The sequence below is a fragment of the Bacteroidia bacterium genome (assembly GCA_041391665.1).
Taxonomy (GTDB): Bacteria; Bacteroidota; Bacteroidia; order J057; family J057; genus JAGQVA01.
On record JAWKNO010000003.1, the window covers coordinates 1,002,571 to 1,021,836 of the forward strand.

At 47.8% G+C, this 19,266-nt stretch carries 15 protein-coding genes; 7 read left to right on the top strand and 8 right to left on the bottom strand.

The genetic code is table 11. The features are described from left to right. Nucleotides 1–16 precede the first annotated feature (16 nt). Nucleotides 17–922 carry an ATP-binding cassette domain-containing protein gene (locus tag R3D00_26830; GenBank protein MEZ4776819.1) on the bottom strand — a complete coding sequence of 302 codons (906 nt, stop codon included), beginning with the start codon at nucleotides 920–922 and terminating at the stop codon, nucleotides 17–19. A 31-nt stretch (nucleotides 923–953) separates the two neighbouring features. Further along, on the bottom strand, nucleotides 954–1,874 hold the full coding sequence (locus R3D00_26835; GenBank protein ID MEZ4776820.1) for a hypothetical protein: 921 nt from the start codon (nucleotides 1,872–1,874) through the stop codon (nucleotides 954–956). 193 nt (nucleotides 1,875–2,067) lie between these two features. On the opposite strand from R3D00_26835, the gene R3D00_26840 reads away from it, so the two are divergent. Beyond that, on the top strand, nucleotides 2,068–2,646 hold the full coding sequence (locus R3D00_26840) for a hypothetical protein (protein MEZ4776821.1): 579 nt from the start codon (nucleotides 2,068–2,070) through the stop codon (nucleotides 2,644–2,646). Between the two features lie 49 nt (nucleotides 2,647–2,695). Further along, a complete protein-coding gene (locus R3D00_26845) occupies nucleotides 2,696–3,472 on the top strand; it encodes a LysM peptidoglycan-binding domain-containing protein (protein MEZ4776822.1) in 777 nt (258 codons plus the stop codon). Nucleotides 3,473–4,086: 614 nt separating this feature from the next. Here R3D00_26845 and R3D00_26850 read toward each other — a convergent pair. Continuing rightward, on the bottom strand, nucleotides 4,087–4,689 hold the full coding sequence (locus tag R3D00_26850; protein MEZ4776823.1) for a hypothetical protein: 603 nt from the start codon (nucleotides 4,687–4,689) through the stop codon (nucleotides 4,087–4,089). Between the two features lie 139 nt (nucleotides 4,690–4,828). Here R3D00_26850 and R3D00_26855 point away from each other — a divergent pair, with 139 nt between their 5' ends. The 5 genes from R3D00_26855 (at nucleotide 4,829) to R3D00_26875 (ending at nucleotide 13,796) form a co-directional block, all read left to right on the top strand. Beyond that, nucleotides 4,829–5,614 carry an SDR family oxidoreductase gene (locus tag R3D00_26855; protein ID MEZ4776824.1) on the top strand — a complete coding sequence of 262 codons (786 nt, stop codon included), beginning with the start codon at nucleotides 4,829–4,831 and terminating at the stop codon, nucleotides 5,612–5,614. Nucleotides 5,615–5,637: 23 nt separating this feature from the next. Beyond that, nucleotides 5,638–7,023, top strand: coding sequence for a hypothetical protein (locus tag R3D00_26860; protein ID MEZ4776825.1), 1,386 nt, complete (start codon nucleotides 5,638–5,640; stop codon nucleotides 7,021–7,023). Then, nucleotides 7,020–7,190: a hypothetical protein gene (locus tag R3D00_26865; GenBank protein ID MEZ4776826.1), complete on the top strand. Its 171-nt coding sequence runs from the start codon at nucleotides 7,020–7,022 to the stop codon at nucleotides 7,188–7,190. The genes R3D00_26860 and R3D00_26865 overlap by 4 nt, the downstream gene beginning before the upstream one ends. A gap of 58 nt (nucleotides 7,191–7,248) precedes the next feature. Further along, nucleotides 7,249–10,152 carry an SUMF1/EgtB/PvdO family nonheme iron enzyme gene (locus R3D00_26870; GenBank protein ID MEZ4776827.1) on the top strand — a complete coding sequence of 968 codons (2,904 nt, stop codon included), beginning with the start codon at nucleotides 7,249–7,251 and terminating at the stop codon, nucleotides 10,150–10,152. Nucleotides 10,153–10,880: 728 nt separating this feature from the next. Next, nucleotides 10,881–13,796, top strand: a complete 2,916-nt coding sequence (locus R3D00_26875; protein ID MEZ4776828.1) for an SUMF1/EgtB/PvdO family nonheme iron enzyme — start codon at nucleotides 10,881–10,883, stop codon at nucleotides 13,794–13,796. A 126-nt stretch (nucleotides 13,797–13,922) separates the two neighbouring features. On the opposite strand, the gene R3D00_26880 is transcribed toward R3D00_26875, so the two are convergent. The 5 genes from R3D00_26880 to R3D00_26900 form a co-directional block, all read right to left on the bottom strand. Next, the gene (locus tag R3D00_26880; GenBank protein ID MEZ4776829.1) at nucleotides 13,923–14,267 is read right to left on the bottom strand and encodes a HepT-like ribonuclease domain-containing protein; all 345 of its coding nucleotides are present in this window, start codon (nucleotides 14,265–14,267) and stop codon (nucleotides 13,923–13,925) included. Next, nucleotides 14,236–14,577, bottom strand: a complete 342-nt coding sequence (locus R3D00_26885; protein MEZ4776830.1) for a nucleotidyltransferase domain-containing protein — start codon at nucleotides 14,575–14,577, stop codon at nucleotides 14,236–14,238. Before R3D00_26885 ends, R3D00_26880 begins: the two co-directional genes overlap by 32 nt. A gap of 51 nt (nucleotides 14,578–14,628) precedes the next feature. Then, nucleotides 14,629–15,159, bottom strand: a complete 531-nt coding sequence (locus R3D00_26890) for a hypothetical protein (GenBank protein MEZ4776831.1) — start codon at nucleotides 15,157–15,159, stop codon at nucleotides 14,629–14,631. A 473-nt stretch (nucleotides 15,160–15,632) separates the two neighbouring features. Continuing rightward, nucleotides 15,633–16,592 (bottom strand): 2-dehydro-3-deoxygalactonokinase, encoded by a 960-nt coding sequence (locus R3D00_26895; GenBank protein ID MEZ4776832.1) that lies wholly within the window; start codon nucleotides 16,590–16,592, stop codon nucleotides 15,633–15,635. 362 nt (nucleotides 16,593–16,954) lie between these two features. Continuing rightward, complete coding sequence (locus tag R3D00_26900; GenBank protein ID MEZ4776833.1) at nucleotides 16,955–19,231, bottom strand: Tex family protein; 2,277 nt, start codon at nucleotides 19,229–19,231, stop codon at nucleotides 16,955–16,957. Between the last annotated feature and the right edge of the window lie 35 nt (nucleotides 19,232–19,266).

A 19,266-nucleotide genomic window follows, 5' to 3' on the forward strand; every position in this document is an offset into this window, starting at 1 on the left:
TTTTCCGGTTGATCAATCAGGCGTTACTTACCAATTCGATAAAAATATCGTTGAGTCGGGGAAGGTGGAGTTCAAAACTATTGATAGTCAGCGGACTATCGGCAAGATGCCGCATCAGGTCATTGCCAGAGAAGCCGGGCTTCAACTGCACCATGACAAACTTTTCATTAGTCGCCGATACATTGACCATATCCAGGCTTTTCCACCAGGAGGAATCACCGGTATAGACAATTTTGTACAAATCTTTCTGAAACTGTTGTCTTACGGTTTGAATATCATTTTCTATCATGACTTTGCCTTTATTGATCAGGGCAATATAATCACACAACTCTTCGACCTGTTCCAGCCGGTGAGTAGAGAAAATGATCGTCGTCCCCTGTTCTTTCAGCAAGCGTATTTCCTGTTCGATCGCCCGGGCGTTGACGGGATCAAGTCCGGAAAATGGTTCGTCGAGAATCAACAACTGGGGTTTGTGCGCCACGGTGGTGATAAACTGCACTTTTTGTTGCATCCCTTTGGAAAGGTCAGAAGTTTTATGGCCTGCCCAGTCTGTGAGACCAAGTTTTTGCAACCATTGATCGGCGGCAGTAGTCGCATCTTTTGTGGTCATCCCTTTCAGGCTGAGGAGATAGACAATCTGTTCCTTTACCTTCATTTTTTTGTAAAGGCCGCGTTCTTCAGGCATATAACCGGTAAACCGGGCATGAGTGGGATCGAGCAGCGCGCCGTTAAAAAATATTTTTCCTTCATCCGGCGCGGTAATGCCGGTGATCATACGGATAATAGACGTTTTTCCAGCGCCATTGGGGCCCAGTAGGCCGTAAATTTTTCCTTTGGGGATTTTCAGTGAAACCTTATCGACCGCACGATAGGTGTCATAAGACTTGGAAACTTCACTGATGTTGAGAAAGGGTTCCGACATTTGGGAAATTTGTTTTTCCTCTTAGTCGCTATTATTCGGTTTGTATTACAGAAATACTTCCAAAATCTACATTACAAATAATTTTCATACACTTTTCGGGGTTTTGCTCACAGGCTTTATTGGCATACACCCCTTTTTTCAGTTCTTTAAACGAATCAGATACATCCACAGAAGCAAAAAAACCTGTCTTCAGTGTCAACTGTGTCGGCTGTCGCGGGTCAAGTACCAGCGTACAACTGCCTACACCTGATTGGAGATATACCGTCGAATTTGATTTATAGCTGCTACCGAAAATCAATTTGGTAGCGCCCATATCATTCTGAATCGTAATGAGATCAGCCCGCGCCATTTCAAGGTTTTTCAACGTAAGGTCTGCACTCGCTGCGTGGATGTCCATTTTTTTCATCTCGGTCTGGTTGGGAGATGTATAAGTCACCACCACATTTGAGAAGGCAGAATTAACAGAAACATTGTTGAGCGTAAGCCCGGAAAGATCCAGCATTGAACCCCCAACCCCCAGATCTACATATAAGTCAGTGGAAAGAGAGGGATCAGGCAAAAATTCAGATTTATAGGCGCTTTTATCGGAAAATACGTCCAGATTGGTCATCTGATCTGTAAACCGCATGCGGGCAGTGGGAGAAGGCGCTGCTGATTTCGCATTTAAGGTAGATTCGAGGCGGATGGTACGAAACTGATTGCCATTGGCATTTGCGCGGGTGATGACCTGATGATGAACAAAGCTATCGGGAGCAAAAAGCCGGGAATAGCTGGTGCCGCAAGAGCCGGAAGATTGCATATACATTTCTCCTACGGGAATTTCCAGATTCAGATAAATATGAGAAATCGATTCGTCCGTAGGAATCGTATCCGCCCTGTAAATCGTCTGAGCTGAAAGGATATTCAGCACAAAATAAACAGTTGGGAGAGATATTAGTTTCCTGATGTTCATAGCATTTATCATTACGTATTCCTTTTCTTAAAGGTTAAATCACAAGTTCACCCATACATACACATAGCGCTTAACCGGAGGAAAGGATCCAGACGATTATCAATCAGGATTCAACGATAATTTGCGCGAAAATATATAAGATTGAAAAAAAAACCTTGCTAAATTTACACATAAAGACCTTTGTTTTACCTATATGCCACTTGAATTAAGAGATATAGAACCATTTTACGGTTGGTTGGAAATTTACAGCCATGATCAGGACGAGCTTTCGCCATTCCACGAAGTTCAGCATAATATGTTTTATTACGACCGTTCGATCAATAATATCCCGGCGCATCCGTTGTGGGATGACATTGGTTCGGAAAGTCTGCTGGTGAAAATCCTTTATGCAAACTACCAGGAAGGATATGCCATCATCGAACTTTTTGGAGAGTGGAACGATCTGTTTGAAAATGACTATAAACTATTCGGTGAAAATTGCCTTACCTACCTGATTGACAACGGAATTGATAAATTTATACTGATTTGCGAAAATGTTTTTCATATTTACCTGGAAACTGACGACTATTATCAGGCGATTCAGGAGGAAATGGAAGACGGATGGATTTGTATTTTAAAGGCAAAAGAAGAGGTGCGCGAAGACATGATCCAATATGGTGTATCGCCTTATTTTTTCTGGAGTCCGGTTTTAGATGAGATAAACTGGCGGAAATTAAAACCTTTCCAGTTATTTTCGCTTGTTACAGCCCGAATGGGCAAAGTCCTTGAGTAAAAACGCAGAAATTGTACAACTTGAAGGAAAATTGTATATTCAATCCTTTATGAAACCGGGAATTTATATCATGCTGAAAAATCAACTTGCTATCTGGATATTTGCTTTTGTAGTTATTTTTTCCGGTAGGCCGGCCTACGCCCAATACAAACCAGATACCTCGCTCACCTATGCGACTTTTCTCAAGGAATGTCAGGAGTTTGCGCGTAGTGCCAGGCAGGAAGTCTGGGTGGTAAATTTTTGGGCCAGCTACAATGGGGCCTCACTCTATACGCTTCCTGATCTCAAACGTGTATATGATGAGTACCGAAATAAGCCTGTAAGATTTATCAGCATTTCTGTGGATAAGGTTCGCTCCAACTGGGAAAAACGCCTCCCTCAATATGAAATGCCCTGGGAACAACTTTTCCTTCCCTATGAGTCTGACTATGCTTTTCTCAAAAATGCATTTGCCCACAATTCTCTTCCAGGCTTATTTCTGGTGAATTCCCGCGCACAGGTACAGCGCGTTCATGATACCAACGAATTGCGGTCTGCCCTTGATCTTGAAACGCAAAACCTGCCCAACAGACCCTGGCAGCCCATGGGCCTTTCTCCCGAATACGAGCCGCCAACTCCACCCGTAAGAGAAGAAAAATTGGGAACAACTAAAACTCCCGGAACAGAGATTTCAGGTGGATGGGTGATGCATACCGTAAAACCCTCAGAAACTCTGTTTTCTCTCTACCGACAGTACGGCGTCAGTGTCTCCGAAATCAAACGCATCAATGGGCTCACCTCCAACACGATCAAAGTAGGGCAGAAACTGCGGATTAAGGAGAATTGAGTAATATTTTAAACAAATCTAAGCGGTAACAGAGACGAAATAAGCGGGAAGTGTTTGTCATTGTGTATTAGTACAAGCTCAGCTTCTATGCATTGAGTTGCAATTATCAAATCTGTAAGTGGTACTGTTACACCGTGTTTTCTCAAATTAAATCCATTTTGAGCCACTTTTTCTAATAAGCTTCGATTCAAGTCCATCCAGATCTAGCCTTCCAGAGCAGTTGATAGTTGTTTATATTCCTTTTCAGAACGAGTTCCTAAAAGCAATTCACTCCTGCCCCTGATTTAAAATAAGCAATCCATACACTGGAGTCCACAAAGTGTGTCATATATCACCACGAAGTTTGTCCAGATCGGTCTCTAAAGGAAAACTTCCTTTCATTTCCTTAAGAAGTTTACGTTTCCGGATTCGTATATAGGTATCTACGGCAATCTCTAAGGCTTCTTCCTGATTTTTCAGGCCGGACCAATAAAGTAGTTGTTTTAGAAGGTTGTCAGAAAGCGGTATTGAAGTGATAAATTTCTAATTTACTTCTTTTCAAATATAGATATTTTTACCCTTATACGGTACAACCTATATTTTCTTTTTCAAAAAAAGAATTATTCCTCCTGCCCTCAAATCCCAAATATACTCAATGAGGAAAACGGGTTATTATCATTTCCCGGCAAATTCTCAGCGGGTTTTTCTTCTTCTTTTTTCCGAAATTCTTCCAACGTTTCGGCAATCGCAGACCGGTCATTTTCCAGAACCGTGATTTTTTCCTGCAACTCCGCTAACCGCCTTTGATAATTTTGATGCAGTACCTGCTCTGTATCTGAAAAATCCTGCCGCATTTCCCTGATCTGGTTTTCGAGTTTTTTTACCACCCCTGCATATGCACTTTCTGCTTCCTCCTGAAAATCTTTCAGTTGTGAAACCGTCGTGTCATACCCCTTCAACTGGAGGTCCAATGCGGGAATGATTGCTTCAATGGAAGATTCTACGGTTGCAATCATCTTCAGCGAATCGCTCAATACCCGATGAATGTCACGTACCTGCTCAAGCTGAGACGACATAGCCAGCAACGCAGAATCAGCTTTCCCATGAAGTTTGGGCTTATGGCCATTTCCATTCCCATTGTAGGGAGACTGGATTTTTAATGCGACTTTCAGCCGCTGGTTTTCCCTGAGCAAGGCATCGATCTCTTTTTTGAGTTTTTCTACTTCTTCGGGAGTCATTTGCCTGAATTATAGAATAAAAGTAACTTCCCCTGCAAGAGGATAAAAGCAACCGGGAGCGAACGGGGAAAATCACGTAATGAGTGGAAACATAACAGTATAGGACAGAAAAATACCCTAAACGAAATAGATTAACTCCATGAAGTTTGTTGGAAAGGTCGTCTGGGTCACGGGAGCTGGCCAGGGCATCGGTTACGAAATATGCAGAATGTTTGCACAGGCAGGCGCTTGGGTGGCATTAAATGACCTTGATCCGATACTGGCAGAACAGGCTGCAACTGCCATCAACCGCGAAACCGGCACCCAAACCGTCAGTGCCTGGCCGGGAGATATCAGTAATCCGGAGATCATCTCAGCCATGGCTGAGGGAATCGAATCTCAACTGGGCAAACTCGACATACTGGTCGCAAATGCTGGAATCACAATTTTTGGAGAATTTTTACAATTCGCCGCATCCTCTTTTGACAAGCTGGTAAATGTCAATCTGAGAGGCTCCTATTTCTGTGCCCAGGCTGCCGCCCTTTCCATGATCAGAAACAAAATCGATGGACGTATTTTGCTTATGTCGTCTGTAACTGGCGTTCAGGCACACAGCAATCTCAGCGCCTATGGCATGACCAAAGCGGCTATTCGCATGCTGGCAAAATCACTTGCAATGGAACTCGGCCCCTACGGCATCACCGTCAACGCCCTGGGACCAGGCGCAACCCTTACCGAGCGAACCGAAAAAGAAGGCCCCTCCTTCACCGAAGGCTGGAAAGTCGTCGCGCCCAACCGAAAAATAGCCACCGTAGCGGATATAGCTGCTGCCGCCTTGTTTCTGGCTTCAGAAGAAGCACATCATATCACCGGAGAAACGCTGATGATCGACGGAGGATGGACCATCCACTCCCCGTTGCCCGGCGATAATTATACGACTACCTGATTTACCCTACTTACTCACTTTTTATGGAAAAGACTACTACGCTCACGCAAACATTTGAATCTGTCAATGAGTACGAACGGGAACCCGTTCCCGAACACAAACTCAAAGGAATCGGCAGTTTTATCGGCATGTATGCAGGAGAACATACCGCCGGAACAGAATTTGTCATCGGTCCGCTCTTTGTTGCTCACGGCGTCGCCGCCGCAGACCTGATCTGGGGGCTGCTGCTGGGCAATCTGCTCGCCGTGCTGAGCTGGGCATTCATTACGGCTCCGGTCGCGGTAAAGACCCGTATGACCCTCTATTACAAACTCGAAAAAATCTGCGGGCCGGTGCTGGTCAAAGGATACAACATCGTCAACGGCGTGATGTTTTGTTTTCTGGCTGGTTCTATGATTGCCGTATCGGCTACCGCTGTGGGCATTCCCTTTCATATGCCCATGCCATCACTGGGAGATATGTACCCCACGAGTATTATCTGGGTGATTGTGGTATTTGCCGTAGGATCGGTCATCACCTTTATCGCCATGCGCGGATATGAGCAGGTTTCACGATTTGCCAATCTTGCTGCTGCCTGGATGCCGCTGGTATTTGTCGCAGCTGCGCTGGCGGTTTTACCCGAACTTGGCATCAAGTCCTTCGGCGATTTCTGGCCGGTGGCAAATGAAAAAATCTGGACAGGCGTTCCGCTACAGGGCCAAAGCCAGTTTACCTTCTGGCATGTGCTGTTTTTCTCGTGGTTTTGCAATATGGCGATGCATATCGGTATGGCAGATATGTCCATTTTTCGCTACGCGAAAAAATGGCAGGCGGGATTTGCCTCTGCTGCGGGCATGTATGTCGGACACTATATCGCCTGGCTGGCGAGTGGCATTCTCTACGCCGTTTTCCTGATCAACTCAGGCGGTTCTGACGAATTTGCCCCCGGCCCCGTGGCCTATTATGCGGCAGGCATTGCCGGTGCGACCTGCGTGGTCATCGCAGGCTGGACGACGGCAAATCCGACGATTTACCGCGCGGGACTGGCATTTCAGTCGCTCAACCCACGTTGGAAGACGTGGAAGGTTACGCTCATCACCGGACTGGTCACGACGATTGCCGCATGTTTCCCCGGACTGGTGATGAAATTGCTGGACTTTGTGGCACTTTACGGCTTGCTGCTGATGCCTATGGGAGCGGTCATTATCATGGACTTTTATGTTTTCCCCCGCATCGGGCTGAAGAGCGATTATGCCGAAAGCGCAAAAATCAGCTTCAACATTGCCGCAGGCATTACGTGGCTGGGAACCCTCGCACTTTGTCTGATGCTGAACATCACCCAGGGTATCGAAATATTTTTCCTCGGACTGCCGGGCTGGTTTATCGCCTCGATTTTATATGTTGTAATCAGTAAAATGATCCAGAAATGAAAACTGCATTAAAAGTAATCTCCTTCACCGGGCTGGGTCTGACGATCATACCCGCCATGCTCGTAGCCGCAGGCATATTAGCCAACACCCAAAACAAAACCCTGATGCTGATCGGAACCATCATGTGGTTTGCCACGGTTCCTTTTTGGATGGGGAGGGGGGGGTAAAACTTATACCCTTTTCCCCAAAAAATCCATATATTGCCATTGTGCAGTGACATGATCCATGACAGTACCTACTTCAGTTTTTATCAACTACCGCCAGGACGATACCGCAGGTTTCGCCGAGTATCTCCGCATATGCCTTGAGGAGCAGCTCCCGCGCGGCAGTGTTTTTCTGGATACTGAATCCATTTCCTACGGCGAGGTAATCGGAGATGTTATCGGGCAACATTTGGAACAGACAAAGCTGCTGCTGGTAGTGGTAGGTGAAAATTGGCAGGATGTCACAGATGCCGAAGGCGACCGGCGTTTGCTCAATCCTAATGACTGGGTTCGTAAAGAAATTGAATTCGCTGCTGAAAAAGATAAAACCATTATTCTGGTGCTCTTCAACCAGGTTGATTTTAAGAAAACGGGCGATTGGTTGTCAAGAAAAGTATCTTCTATTGGCTTCCTCTCAGAAAAAAAATATTTCCCATGTGACGAAAAAAACCTTCGCCGGGACGTAGAAGCGCTGATCAACTATCTGCGCACGTTGCCCGAACTCCCTTTCCTGCCGGAAGGCGGGGAAAAAGTAACTGATAGTCCTTTGCCCAGTCTTCGCGACGAGTTGGCGCGCGAATTTCCCCTACCCAAAAAATATCATCTCCCCCATTCGAAAGTGCCTTTCATGGCATTAAATTACTTCCGCCCGGAAGATGCCCGCATTTTCTTTGGCCGGACAGAAGAATCGCTTCGCCTCTGCCGGGCAGTTTCCAATTTTCCGGTGGTTTTGTTGTACGGGCAATCAGGAGCAGGCAAGTCTTCTCTGCTGAATGCGGGTTTGTTGCCCCGGATTGAAGACCGTTTTGTCTCCCACTACCTGCGGAGAGACAAAGAACCCGGCCTCCACCGCCAGTTGCAAAACTGGCTGGATACATATTGCGAGTCGGGAAAACCCACGCTCCTCATCCTCGATCAGGTGGAGGAAATGTTTACAAATCCGCGGGAAAACAGAAAAGAAGAACCGTCCGCCACAGCTGATCTGCTGGGGTTTATCCGGCAGCATCATTCCAACATCAAAATATTGCTCTCCTTTCGCTCGGAACATATAGCGCCGATCAAAGCGCTGATTGCCGCAAAAGGAATTGTGCCCACAAGAGACCAGGAAATGTATCTCTGCCCGCTGACTGAAGCCGGCGTCAGGGAAGCGATTTCAGGTATATCTGAAGATAAGCTGATGAGTAATCATTACCAGCTTCATATCGAACCGGGGCTGGTAAACCAGATGACAGGCGATCTGGTGGATCCTCGTCGCCCTGATTCACATATCGCTCCCCTGCTTCAATATCAGCTTCACAATCTGTGGAAGGAAGCCAGCCAGGCTCGAAACGCAGACTACGAATGGATAACCCTCACCGAAAAAGTCTATCTCACCAGACGAAGAACTTCACTGGGAGAACTGATCGAGGCTGAATTGCAAAAATTGTCTGAGAAACTGCCTGCCTGGCAGACTTATATCGACAATGGCCTGATCTGGAATCTGCTTTGTCTTTATACCACTGACCTCCTCACGGCAAGGGAAAAAGATGATGCTGAAGTTGCAGCCGATTATTTACATATCAGCGAGTTTGCAGAACTTTTTGCCCAGCTCAAAAACCATTGCCAACTGATGATCCCCTGTGGTAAGGAGGAACGCCCCGCCACCCGCCTGGCACACGATGCGCTGGCGCCCCTGGTTCGGGAACGGTTCAACAACTCCGATGCACCCGGACAACGCGCTGCACGTATCATCGAAACCAAAACCCGCGAGAAACGCGCAGGTCTGAACTCCGAATTCAGCGAGACGGATTTACTCTCCGTGGATGAAGGGGAAAAAGGCATGCCGCAAATACCCCGGGAAGTTGCCGCCCAGATGGAGAAAGACCGGCAGCGATACCGAAAAGAGCGGGAAAACCGTTTCCGGCTGGCTTATGAAACTGCCCTTTCTGACCACGAACATCTTCGCTATGAAGAGGCACTAAATAACCTCGAACTGGCCGCCGCAGAAGGCATTTTACCCGAAAAAATTGAAGAATTGCTGACACAACTTCCTTTTGTTTTTCGCGAACTCAACCAATCTGATGGCCTTGAAAAATGTCAGCTACTGGCCGGAGAACAACTGCCCCCAACAGATCAAAAAATTCTGGAAAAACGCTATTTCCCCACTATGCTCCCCGTACCCGGTGGAAGTTTTAAGATGGGAAGCGAGGAAGGATACGCAGACGAAAAACCTGTGCATACCGTACATCTGAGCAGCTTTGAAATGGCGGAAACCCCCGTCACCTGCTGGCAGTATGGCCTTTATTGTTTGGCTACCCGACAGGATTTGCCCCGCGACTCGGGTTTTGGCAGAGGCGAAAAACCCGTAGTCAATGTCAACTGGTACGAAGCCACCCGCTACTGCAACTGGCTGAGCGAACGCCACGGCCTCCAGTCTGTATATGAACATAAAGATAAAAACACCGTCATCGCCCGTTGGGAAAACAACGGCTACCGCCTCCCTACCGAAGCGGAGTGGGAATACGCAGCCCGGGAGGGCGGAAAAAATGTGCGCTTTGGCAATGGCAAAGATATTGCCCACCCCGACGAGATGAACTACGATTATGCACACCCTTACAATGACAAATCGTATATCTCCCAGACCGGCCAAAAAGGACTGGGCCGTACAACCCCCGTTTTTAGTTTTCAACCCAATGCTCTCGGCTTTTATGATATGAGCGGCAATGTCTATGAGTGGTGCTGGGACCGGTGGAGTGAGGGAGATTATTACCGCTCAAGCGAAGGTGTCAAAGACCCGACCGGCCCGGAAAACTCTTCTGAAAGCGGAAAGTTGGTTCGTGGCGGGTCCTGGGACGAGACAGCAATGCTCTGTCGCTGTTCCTACCGCTTCAGGGTCAATCCTTTCCTTCTGAATCTTAATGTAGGTTTTCGGGTAGTCCGGCGCTAACCCTTTGGCACTTTTTCCCCCCGTTCGACTTCGCTCAGGGCAGGTTTTACCCTTTAAAACTTTTTACTTTTGTACTTTTAACCCAGACCGCCCTGCCTAAGCAGATTTTCAACTTCGGCGGTCACGAATTTTTTTTTTCTTGAGGGAGGTTGGGTTTAAAAATTGTTTTTGCAAGGTGTTATTTAATGTGGGTTGGGGATAGGGGATTTAGGTTTTTTAACAGTATTTCATTGAAAATAACAGAATTAAGAATTTAATACCTACGTCTATGACGGTCTAAGGAAAAGGCCCTTCCTCGCTATCGCTCATCTCCCAGGGAGTCCTTTGGAGATGAGCGATAGTGAAGAACCTTTTCAGGATTAAGCAAGTTTGCTTACCCAAAACTCACGTTAATATAGGATTTCGGGTAGTCCGGCGCTAGCTCTTTGGCACTTTTACCTCGTTCGACTTGGCTCAGGGAAGGGTTTTATACTTTAAAACTTTTTTGATTTTTCATTTAACAGGCGCGCTAAGGCGCAAGCATGGGGAAAAAATTTGAGAGGGTAGCCTTGTGGCTACAAACTTTGGACACCTCCGGCGTCCCAGGCATACGCCTACTCAATCACCATTCTCCGGCCACCACATCTCCCGAAGAGAACTTCAATCCTTTCAAATCACATTTCCCCCTTCATTTTCTCCACGAATTGACTATTTTCGTTTACCGAACAGGAATATATCTCCTATCAGAAATGACAAAGCCCCTTATTTTTCTCAATTACCGCAAAAACGCAGCGCAGGGTCATGCCACGACCATACGCCTGCTGCTCGAAAATACCTTTGGAAAGGATGCCGTCTTTCAGGATTATCATTCGATACAAAGCGGGGAAGACTGGGCGGCGACAATTCCACAGGCGATACGGGAAGCAAAGGTTTTTCTGGCGTTTATCCATGGTGACGAATGGCTGGAATTAGGCGAATACAAAACTGATCGCCGACTCTTCCGGGAAGATGACTGGGTGCGGAAGGAAATCCAGATTGCCCTTGACGAAAATAAAATTATTATCCCCATTCTTCTGCAAGGCATAAAAAAATGGCCCGCCGAAAAAAATATTGCGGAGGTTTCGCCCGAAGGACTGGAACCATTTTTCCGTTTACAAGGTGAGTGGTTTAACCCCGATAAACCAGAGATAGCCATTCAGGCCCTGCAATCAAGGCTGAATGGTGTGATGAGCCCTCAACCGCAATCCGGCGAAGTACCGCTTTTTCCTCTCAATGACTTTCCACTTAACGCCAATCTTATCCGGGAACTTTGCTATCTCGACAGCCCCTACATTGGCATTCCTCACTTCGACGAGGCACATGCGCCGCTTTTTTTCGGGCGGGATGAGGATATATGGAGGTTGTATTACGAATATATCACTCAACTGGCTCCGGGGCAAATCCTGCTTCTGCACGGGGCTTCGGGTGTAGGCAAATCCTCTCTGCTGAATGCGGGGATTTTTCCAAGGCTAAAATATAAGGGCTGGAACGTGAGCTACGACCGGAGAAAAAAACAAACTGGCGCTGACCAATCGCCCGCAGGTCTGCATATTCTTCTGGGAAATCTTATCGCGAAGGCAGATGAAGGTGAAAAAACAGAACGTATTATCCTGCTCGACCAGGTGGAAGAAATGCTCACCGACCGGGGTGCCGATGACGAAAAACCCGCCTTTTTTGAAATGTTGAAGCGGGCTCCCGACACGGTAAAAATCGTTTTGGGTTTCCGCAAGGAATACCTCGCGGACATCAAAGACCAGTTGAAAGATTACCGTATCAATTACCTCGAATACTCTCTGCGCCCGCTTGGGAAAGAAAGTGTGCGAAGGGCCATACGCGGGGTATTTGACACACCGGAGGTAAAAAAAATGTTTCCCCGGCTTGGAACACTGGATCCCCTGCTGGAAGCAGCCCTGATTCGCGATATTACGCAGGATGAGGTTTCACATATTGCGCCGCTGCTACAGTTTCAATTGGAAAACCTGTACAAAGCAGCCGAAAGGGCCGCTCATGGCGGGGTCATTTATCTGAAGCTGGATCAATATCAGCCGGAAACCTCCCTGCAATCCTACCTCGAAAACCACAAACTGGCAGCAGTCGAAAAAACCTTTCCAGAAGCCGCTGCTTCCGGTCTGATCAACGATATCCTTTATTTCTATACTACCCCTGACCTCACTGCCGCTACGCAGGCAGGCGGGGATTATGTGGCGCGTTATGCCCATATTGAGGCCCGCTGGCCGGGAAGGCTGAAAGAAATACAACAATGTCTGGCAGACCAGTATCTCCTGCTTCGTCAGGACGAAGCGCACACCTCCCGGCTGGCTCATGACGCCCTGGCGCGTATCGTCCGGAAGCGATATGAAACTTCTTCTCTGCCGGGTCAGCAGGCGGCTTTTATTATCCGGGCTAAGGAAAAAATCGCCATTCAAAAGGTGCAGTTCAGCGAGACGGATATCACCCTTATCGAAACCGGGCAGTGGGGGATGTCAGCAGTGCCGCCCGAGATTCAGCAACGCATACAAACCGACAAACAACGTTATCTCACACAAAAATACGACCGCCAGCGGCTGGCCCTGCGCAGCGCAGCAGAAGATATCGAACACCTGCGTTTTGTCCAGGCGCTGGACAACCTCCATATCGCATGGCAGGAAGGAATCCGTCCGGAAAGGATACTGGCTCTGGCGCGACACCTGCCCTATCCCTTTGAACAACTCGGGCTGGAGGAAAAACGAGAAGAATGTATGGCGTTGATGGCTGAAATGAATCGGTATATTTCTGCCAATTGGAATATACCCCATATTGATACTTCTATCATTCATACCGACAGATTTTTCCCCTCGTTGGTTGAGGTAAAAGGCGGTCGTTACAAAATGGGCAGCACAGAAGGCGCAAGATATTATAAACAAGAAGGGCCGGAACACATGGTTGAAGTGGATGGTTTTTGGATGGGCGCAACACCCGTCACCTGTTGGCAATTTGGCATGTATTGCCTTGACACCGGGCGTGAACTGCCCCGGGATTCGGGTTTTGGCAGGGGCGATCGCCCTGTGGTGAATGTCAACTGGTACGAAACCACTCACTACTGCAACTGGCTGAGCTTACGACAGGGGCTGGAACCCGTATATGAACACCCCGACGGTCAAACCGTAATTGCTCTCTGGGAAAACAACGGCTACCGCCTGCCCACAGAAGCGGAATGGGAATACGCGGCAAGAGAACGCGGCAAAAATATCAGGTTTGGCAACGGGAAAGACATAGCCGATCCTTCGGAGATAAATTTCGACGGACAGCATGTTTACAATACTTTTGACAAAACCATCGCTTCCTGGATTCAGAAAGGGGAAAACCGGGGCGCAACCACACCCGTCCGGAGATTTTCTCCCAATGCCCTCGGGCTATATGACATGAGCGGCAATGTCTATGAGTGGTGCTGGGACGGATATGATGAAAACTTTTACCAAAATAGTCCTGAAAAAAATCCGCGCGGCCCGGAAAAAAAACAAACCGATCAGGTGGTTCGTGGCGGGTCCTGGTTCGAAACGGCCTTAGACTGTCGCTGTTCCTACCGCAACGGGGACATTCCTTTCGATCTGAATAATGTTATAGGATTTCGGGTAGTCCGGCGCTAACCCTTTGGCACTTTTACCCTCTTACCCTTTAAACCTTTTATCTTTTGTACTTTTAATCCAGACCGCCGTAGGCGGTCACGAAAAATTTTTTTGGGGAGGGGAGTACCTGCATCAAAGGGAGATTACCTAATCATCCTCATAAGTATCCATTAATTCTTTTGCTTCTCTGACCAGGACAGGAATATCATTCAAGGCAAATTGATAAATAGTCTGATCTTTGATTTCATCGTATTGATGAATCAGACTTCCTCTGAAGTTATATGTGCGATCGGAAAAACTTAAAATAATCTGATAGTTTTTTCTAAGTTTATGGCAGGCTTCTCCAACAATCTCCAGACAGCGTTCAACAGCTAACTTTGTTTTGTTATCTGAAGTGTAAGCCATAAAATCAGGCATTTCATCCAGATACCCTCGAATTAATTCTCCATATCCGATAATATCAAACAGCCACTTTTGGGGTGTTTTGGTCATAGATCAATTGTTTGGTTGCTTCTACCGAATCGCGAAACCAGGGGTTTTTAAAAGGGCCGTATGCAATCAACTGCACTTCACGATCAAATAAATCCCGAAGCGCTGTTAACATATCAGACCAGTTAGCAGCGTAAGGAAATGATGGATCATAAGTACCATTATCATCAAACTGGTACAAAAAATCCAAATCACTGTCTGGGCGAAAATGCTCAGGAATTACCGCTGAGCCAAATATCCAGAGCTTTTTCACTCTGTACTTTTGGCAAAGTATAGTGATTTCCTCAAGTTTATTTTTCACCAGAAGTACCATTGAGATATAATGTTTATTTTATGACTAAAATACTAATAATCAAGGAATATATCAACTCTCTGAAGGGTAATCCGTCAGCTTTGCCACGCCTGATACTTCGGCGAGTACGTTGGCATATTCCATTAATCTGCCGCGAATTTTGTTAATCTCACTGCGTAGGGCCTCATTTTGTGGCCAGGCAGCTTCATGGGCTGTGACACTCAGGTCTTTGGGGCGATGATCTTCCCAGTCTTTGAGCTGCGGGTGCCATTTGGCAAGCACAGGGCGAAGGACTTTGTTGAGTATGGCGACAGCCAGATGGCCGAAGGTAATGTCATCGGGGTTTCCCGGGGTGGCAATAGGAGGGCCGTACTTGCGGAGAATCTCGCGGGTGGTGCCAAACAGGCTATAAAGCGATGAAAGTGCTTCGCGCAGCAATCCTTCCCCCGGCTCTAAAGGTGCAGTAGAAATGCGGGTGATGAGTTCCACATACATCTCCCAGGAGGCGTTTTTCTGGGTTTCGTCGATTTCCCACTCAGAATCTATGGATAAAAAGCCAAGGTTGATGCCAAATTTTGTTTTGCTCAGTTTTACCAGTGTCATATAGTTGTTGATTTTGGTGTGTAATTTACACCCTTGCAGGACAAAAAAAAATCCCGCAAGGGGGCGGGACTTTTGGGCTACATGGCTAAACTAATGTTGGATTTTAAAGCAAGAGCTGTGGCAAATGATAAAAACAGGAGCGGTTCCGGCAATTGCACGGAAACCGTCTCCGTTAGGGTCCTCCAAATCAAAATCAAGTCGTATTATTCTTTCATGGTGAAGGTTAGCGTCGGACCGTCGTGTTTACTGTGTCTGTTTGAAAAAAGAGCTGTTGTTGTAAAGAGCTGTTTGTCTGGATAAAATATCTGTGTTTGTTGTTGTAAAACGTTTTCCAGGGTTGTAGTAATGTCTGTGTCTGTTGTCGTAAGTATCTGTGTTTCTGTTGCTTATAATAGTTCTTACGCCCCTTGCAAAAAGGGGTTATAGGGGAATGTACAAGTGTGTCGGTTGAGTAAATAAACGGGACGTATGGCTTAATAAACGCTTCGGTTTATCTGCAAATGCCCGTGGAGGGCGAGGTGGTTATTTTCTTCAGAAGAAAGCACCTCTGTCTGATTTTCATAGCCAAAAACTTCCAGCGCAGTCTTATAGGCTTCGCGCAAGCGCTCGGGTGCGCTCAGAATGATTTTCTGAGCGGGGGTGATTTCCATACCGGCAACTTCACTGCCTATCAGCAGTCCGCTCAGGTAGTGATATCCTTGCCTCAAGTCTCTTTCGCCAAACAGACTTCCCGTGCGAACGGAAAACAATGACTGAAGCAATGGCTGCTTTTGTGCGCGGTGTACGCCTTCGCAAAATGCGTTTTTGTCCCAGCCTGACGCTTCCTCCGCTACTGAAGCTGCCAAAATGCTCTGCTTCTGCAAAAGCTGGAAGATTTCTCCCGTCATATAGGTCCGGAACCCGGTGATTTTTCCGGCTTCTGCGAAGATATGTTTGGCATGTGTTCCGGGCAATACACATACAGCCGAATCCATGCCGACCCTTTCTCTCAGGCCCAGCATCTGGGTCTCTTCTCCCCGCATGACATCGTCGTCGCTTTTTACACCGGAGACCAGTACGACCGGGTAAGGGCATAATTCTTCCCGGAAAATATGGTCAATCACCGCATTTGTCCCGTCAAGGGAAAAGGGCAGCGTCGCATAAGGGAGCTCCCGCATGCCGATGGAAGCAGATGCCATACCGGAGATGATGATTTTTTCGGGGGAAAAACCGGAGCCGGCCAACGCGTGAAAAGAGGTTACCTGTTTGCCCAGATAGTGGAGGAAGAAGGTTTCCTTGTCTTCTGTTGTGTTGAGCCCCTGCCAGTGGCGAAAAAGTACCCCCACTCCTTCCTGCGTGTATAGAGAATGGATAATCTCGCCGGATTCGGCATTTACCAGCAACAGCCGGAAGGAGGATGTGCCCCAGTCGCAGCTAAGGAATTGTTTATCCATTTTATTTATTTTTCATATTAGAGCTCTTTGCGTTAAAATCTATCGCAGCGATCTCCGATCAAATATTCCCCGGTTCACGCAGAGTTTCGCAAAGTACCACGCGAAGTAACGCAGAGACTATAGCACCCTTTGCGTTCCTTTGCGATTCCTTGGCGTACTCTGCGTGAACCATCGAGATGCTGATCGGAGATCATCTCCCTGCTTTTGAACGCAGAGTTTCGCAAAGTACCACGCATCTGCAAAGGCAGACAGGCAGTAACGCGAAGTTACATTGAACTATCTCTGTAGTTCTCGAGGCCCGACGCCTGTCTGCCCTTGCAGATGGTTTCAAATCTGTGCCCCCTAAGTTTGTCATTCTACATTTACTTCCTGCGCTGGTCTTTCTTGAAGCGAATAAATTCGTTCTCGTTGCTGCGGGAAGAGGACTGGTCGCGACGGTCGCGATTGTCGGGGCGCCGGGAATGATCGTCGCGGCGCTCGCGGTTTTCTCTGGGCGGCCGGGCAGGCGACTCTCCGGTTTTCATCGAAAGGTTGATACGCTTGCGGCTGATGTCCAGGGCAATAACTTTCACCTGCACTTTCTGATGTACTTTTACCACCTCGGTCGGGTGTTTGATATAGCGGTCAGCCATCTGGCTGAGGTGAACCAGTCCGTCCTGATGTACGCCAATATCTACAAAGGCCCCAAAGTCGACGATATTGGTAACAATTCCAGGCAATACCATACCCTCGTGCAGATCTTCAATCGCGTTGACGCCTTCGGCGAAGCTGAAAACTTCAAATTTTTCGCGGGGGTCGCGGCCGGGTTTTGCCAATTCGCTCAGGATATCTTCGAGTGTGGGAAGACCGACGGTTTCTGTGACGTAGTTTTTCAGATTAATTTTTTTCCGAAGGATGTCTTCTGTGATCAGATCTGCAACGGTTACCCCCAGATCTCCGGCCATTTTGGATACGATATGATAACTTTCGGGGTGAACGGCGCTTGCATCAAGCGGGTCTTTCGCGTCGCGGATTCGGAGAAACCCTGCGGCCTGTTCAAATGCTTTATCGCCAAGGCGGGGCACTTTCTTCAATGCGGCACGACTGCGGAAAGGGCCGTTGGTGTTTCGGTAGTCCACAATATTCTGTGCCAGCGCCGGACCAAGGCCAGATACATAGGTCAGCAGTTGTTTACTGGCTGTATTGACCTCCACGCCGACGGCGTTTACGCAGCTGATGACGGTGTCATCGAGGCTCTTTTTCAGGGCATTTTGATCGACGTCGTGCTGGTATTGCCCTACGCCTATGGACTTGGGGTCGATTTTGACGAGCTCTGCGAGTGGGTCCATCAGCCGGCGGCCAATGGATACTGCGCCCCGCACAGTAATGTCGTGATCTGGAAACTCTTCTCTGGCAACTTCGGAAGCCGAGTAAATCGAAGCGCCGCTTTCATTCACCATTACAATTGCAATATGGGAAGGCAGGCCTATATCGCGGAGAAATGCCTCTGTCTCACGCCCGGCGGTTCCATTTCCCACCGCAATGACCTCAATGCCGTGTTTGGCCACCAGTTCGTGGATAGTGGAAGTGGACATTGCAGACCGCGGCTGCGGGGGATGTGGATAAATCGTCGTATTTTCCAATAACTGCCCCTGCCGGTCCAGACATACTACTTTACAGCCTGTACGGAAACCAGGGTCAATGGCCATTACCATTTTATCACCCAAAGGTGCGGCAAGCAGCAGTTGGCGGAGATTGTCCACAAATACTTTTATCGCTTCCTCGTCAGCTTTGTCTTTGGAAAGAATACGCACTTCTGTTTCCATCGAAGGGGCCATCAGGCGTTTGTAAGAATCCTGAACGGCAGTTTTCACCTGTTCGGCACAGGGACCGCGGCCCTTGACAAATTGTTTTTCCAGCACAAAAAAAGCCTCTTCTTCTTCGGGCCGGATCGAAAGGGTAAGCATCAGTTCTTTTTCCCCCCGGCGGATAGCGAGCAGACGGTGTGAAGGAATTTTGCTGATAGGTTCATTCCACTCAAAATAATCGCTGTATTTGGCGCCTTCTTCCTCTTTTCCTTTCATCACTTTTGCCTCTACAATACCCTGGCGGACAAACAGATCGCGGACTTTGGTTCTGGCATCTTTGTCTTCGTTTACCCATTCAGCGATAATATCACGAGCTCCCTGAAGGGCTTCATCAGTATTGTTCACTTCCTTTTCAGGATTTACAAAAGCCTGGGCTTCGCGGTCGGGGTCTGTATTAGAGAGTTGTTCGAGGATGGTTTTGGCCAGCGGTTCAAGGCCTTTTTCCCTGGCGATGGTAGCTTTTGTGCGGCGTTTGGGTTTATAGGGCAGATAAATATCTTCCAGTTCACTCATGGTGATGGCCTTTTCCACGGAAGCGCGGAGTTCGTCGGTAAGGATCTCCCGTTCTTCAAGAGACTTGAGGATTGCTTCCCGGCGTTTGTCGAGCTGTTGCAATTGTTCGGAGCGGTCGCGGATTGCAGCCAGTTGTACTTCATCAAGGCTGCCGGTAACTTCTTTGCGGTAGCGGGCCATAAACGGAATGGTTGCGCCTTCTTCGAGCAATGCGAGCGCTGCGGCCACCTGACGGGGCGCCAGCTGCAGTTCCTGAGCGATGGTTTGTGTATAAGACATAAAATCAGGGTTGAGTTCCGGAGCACTCCACAAGG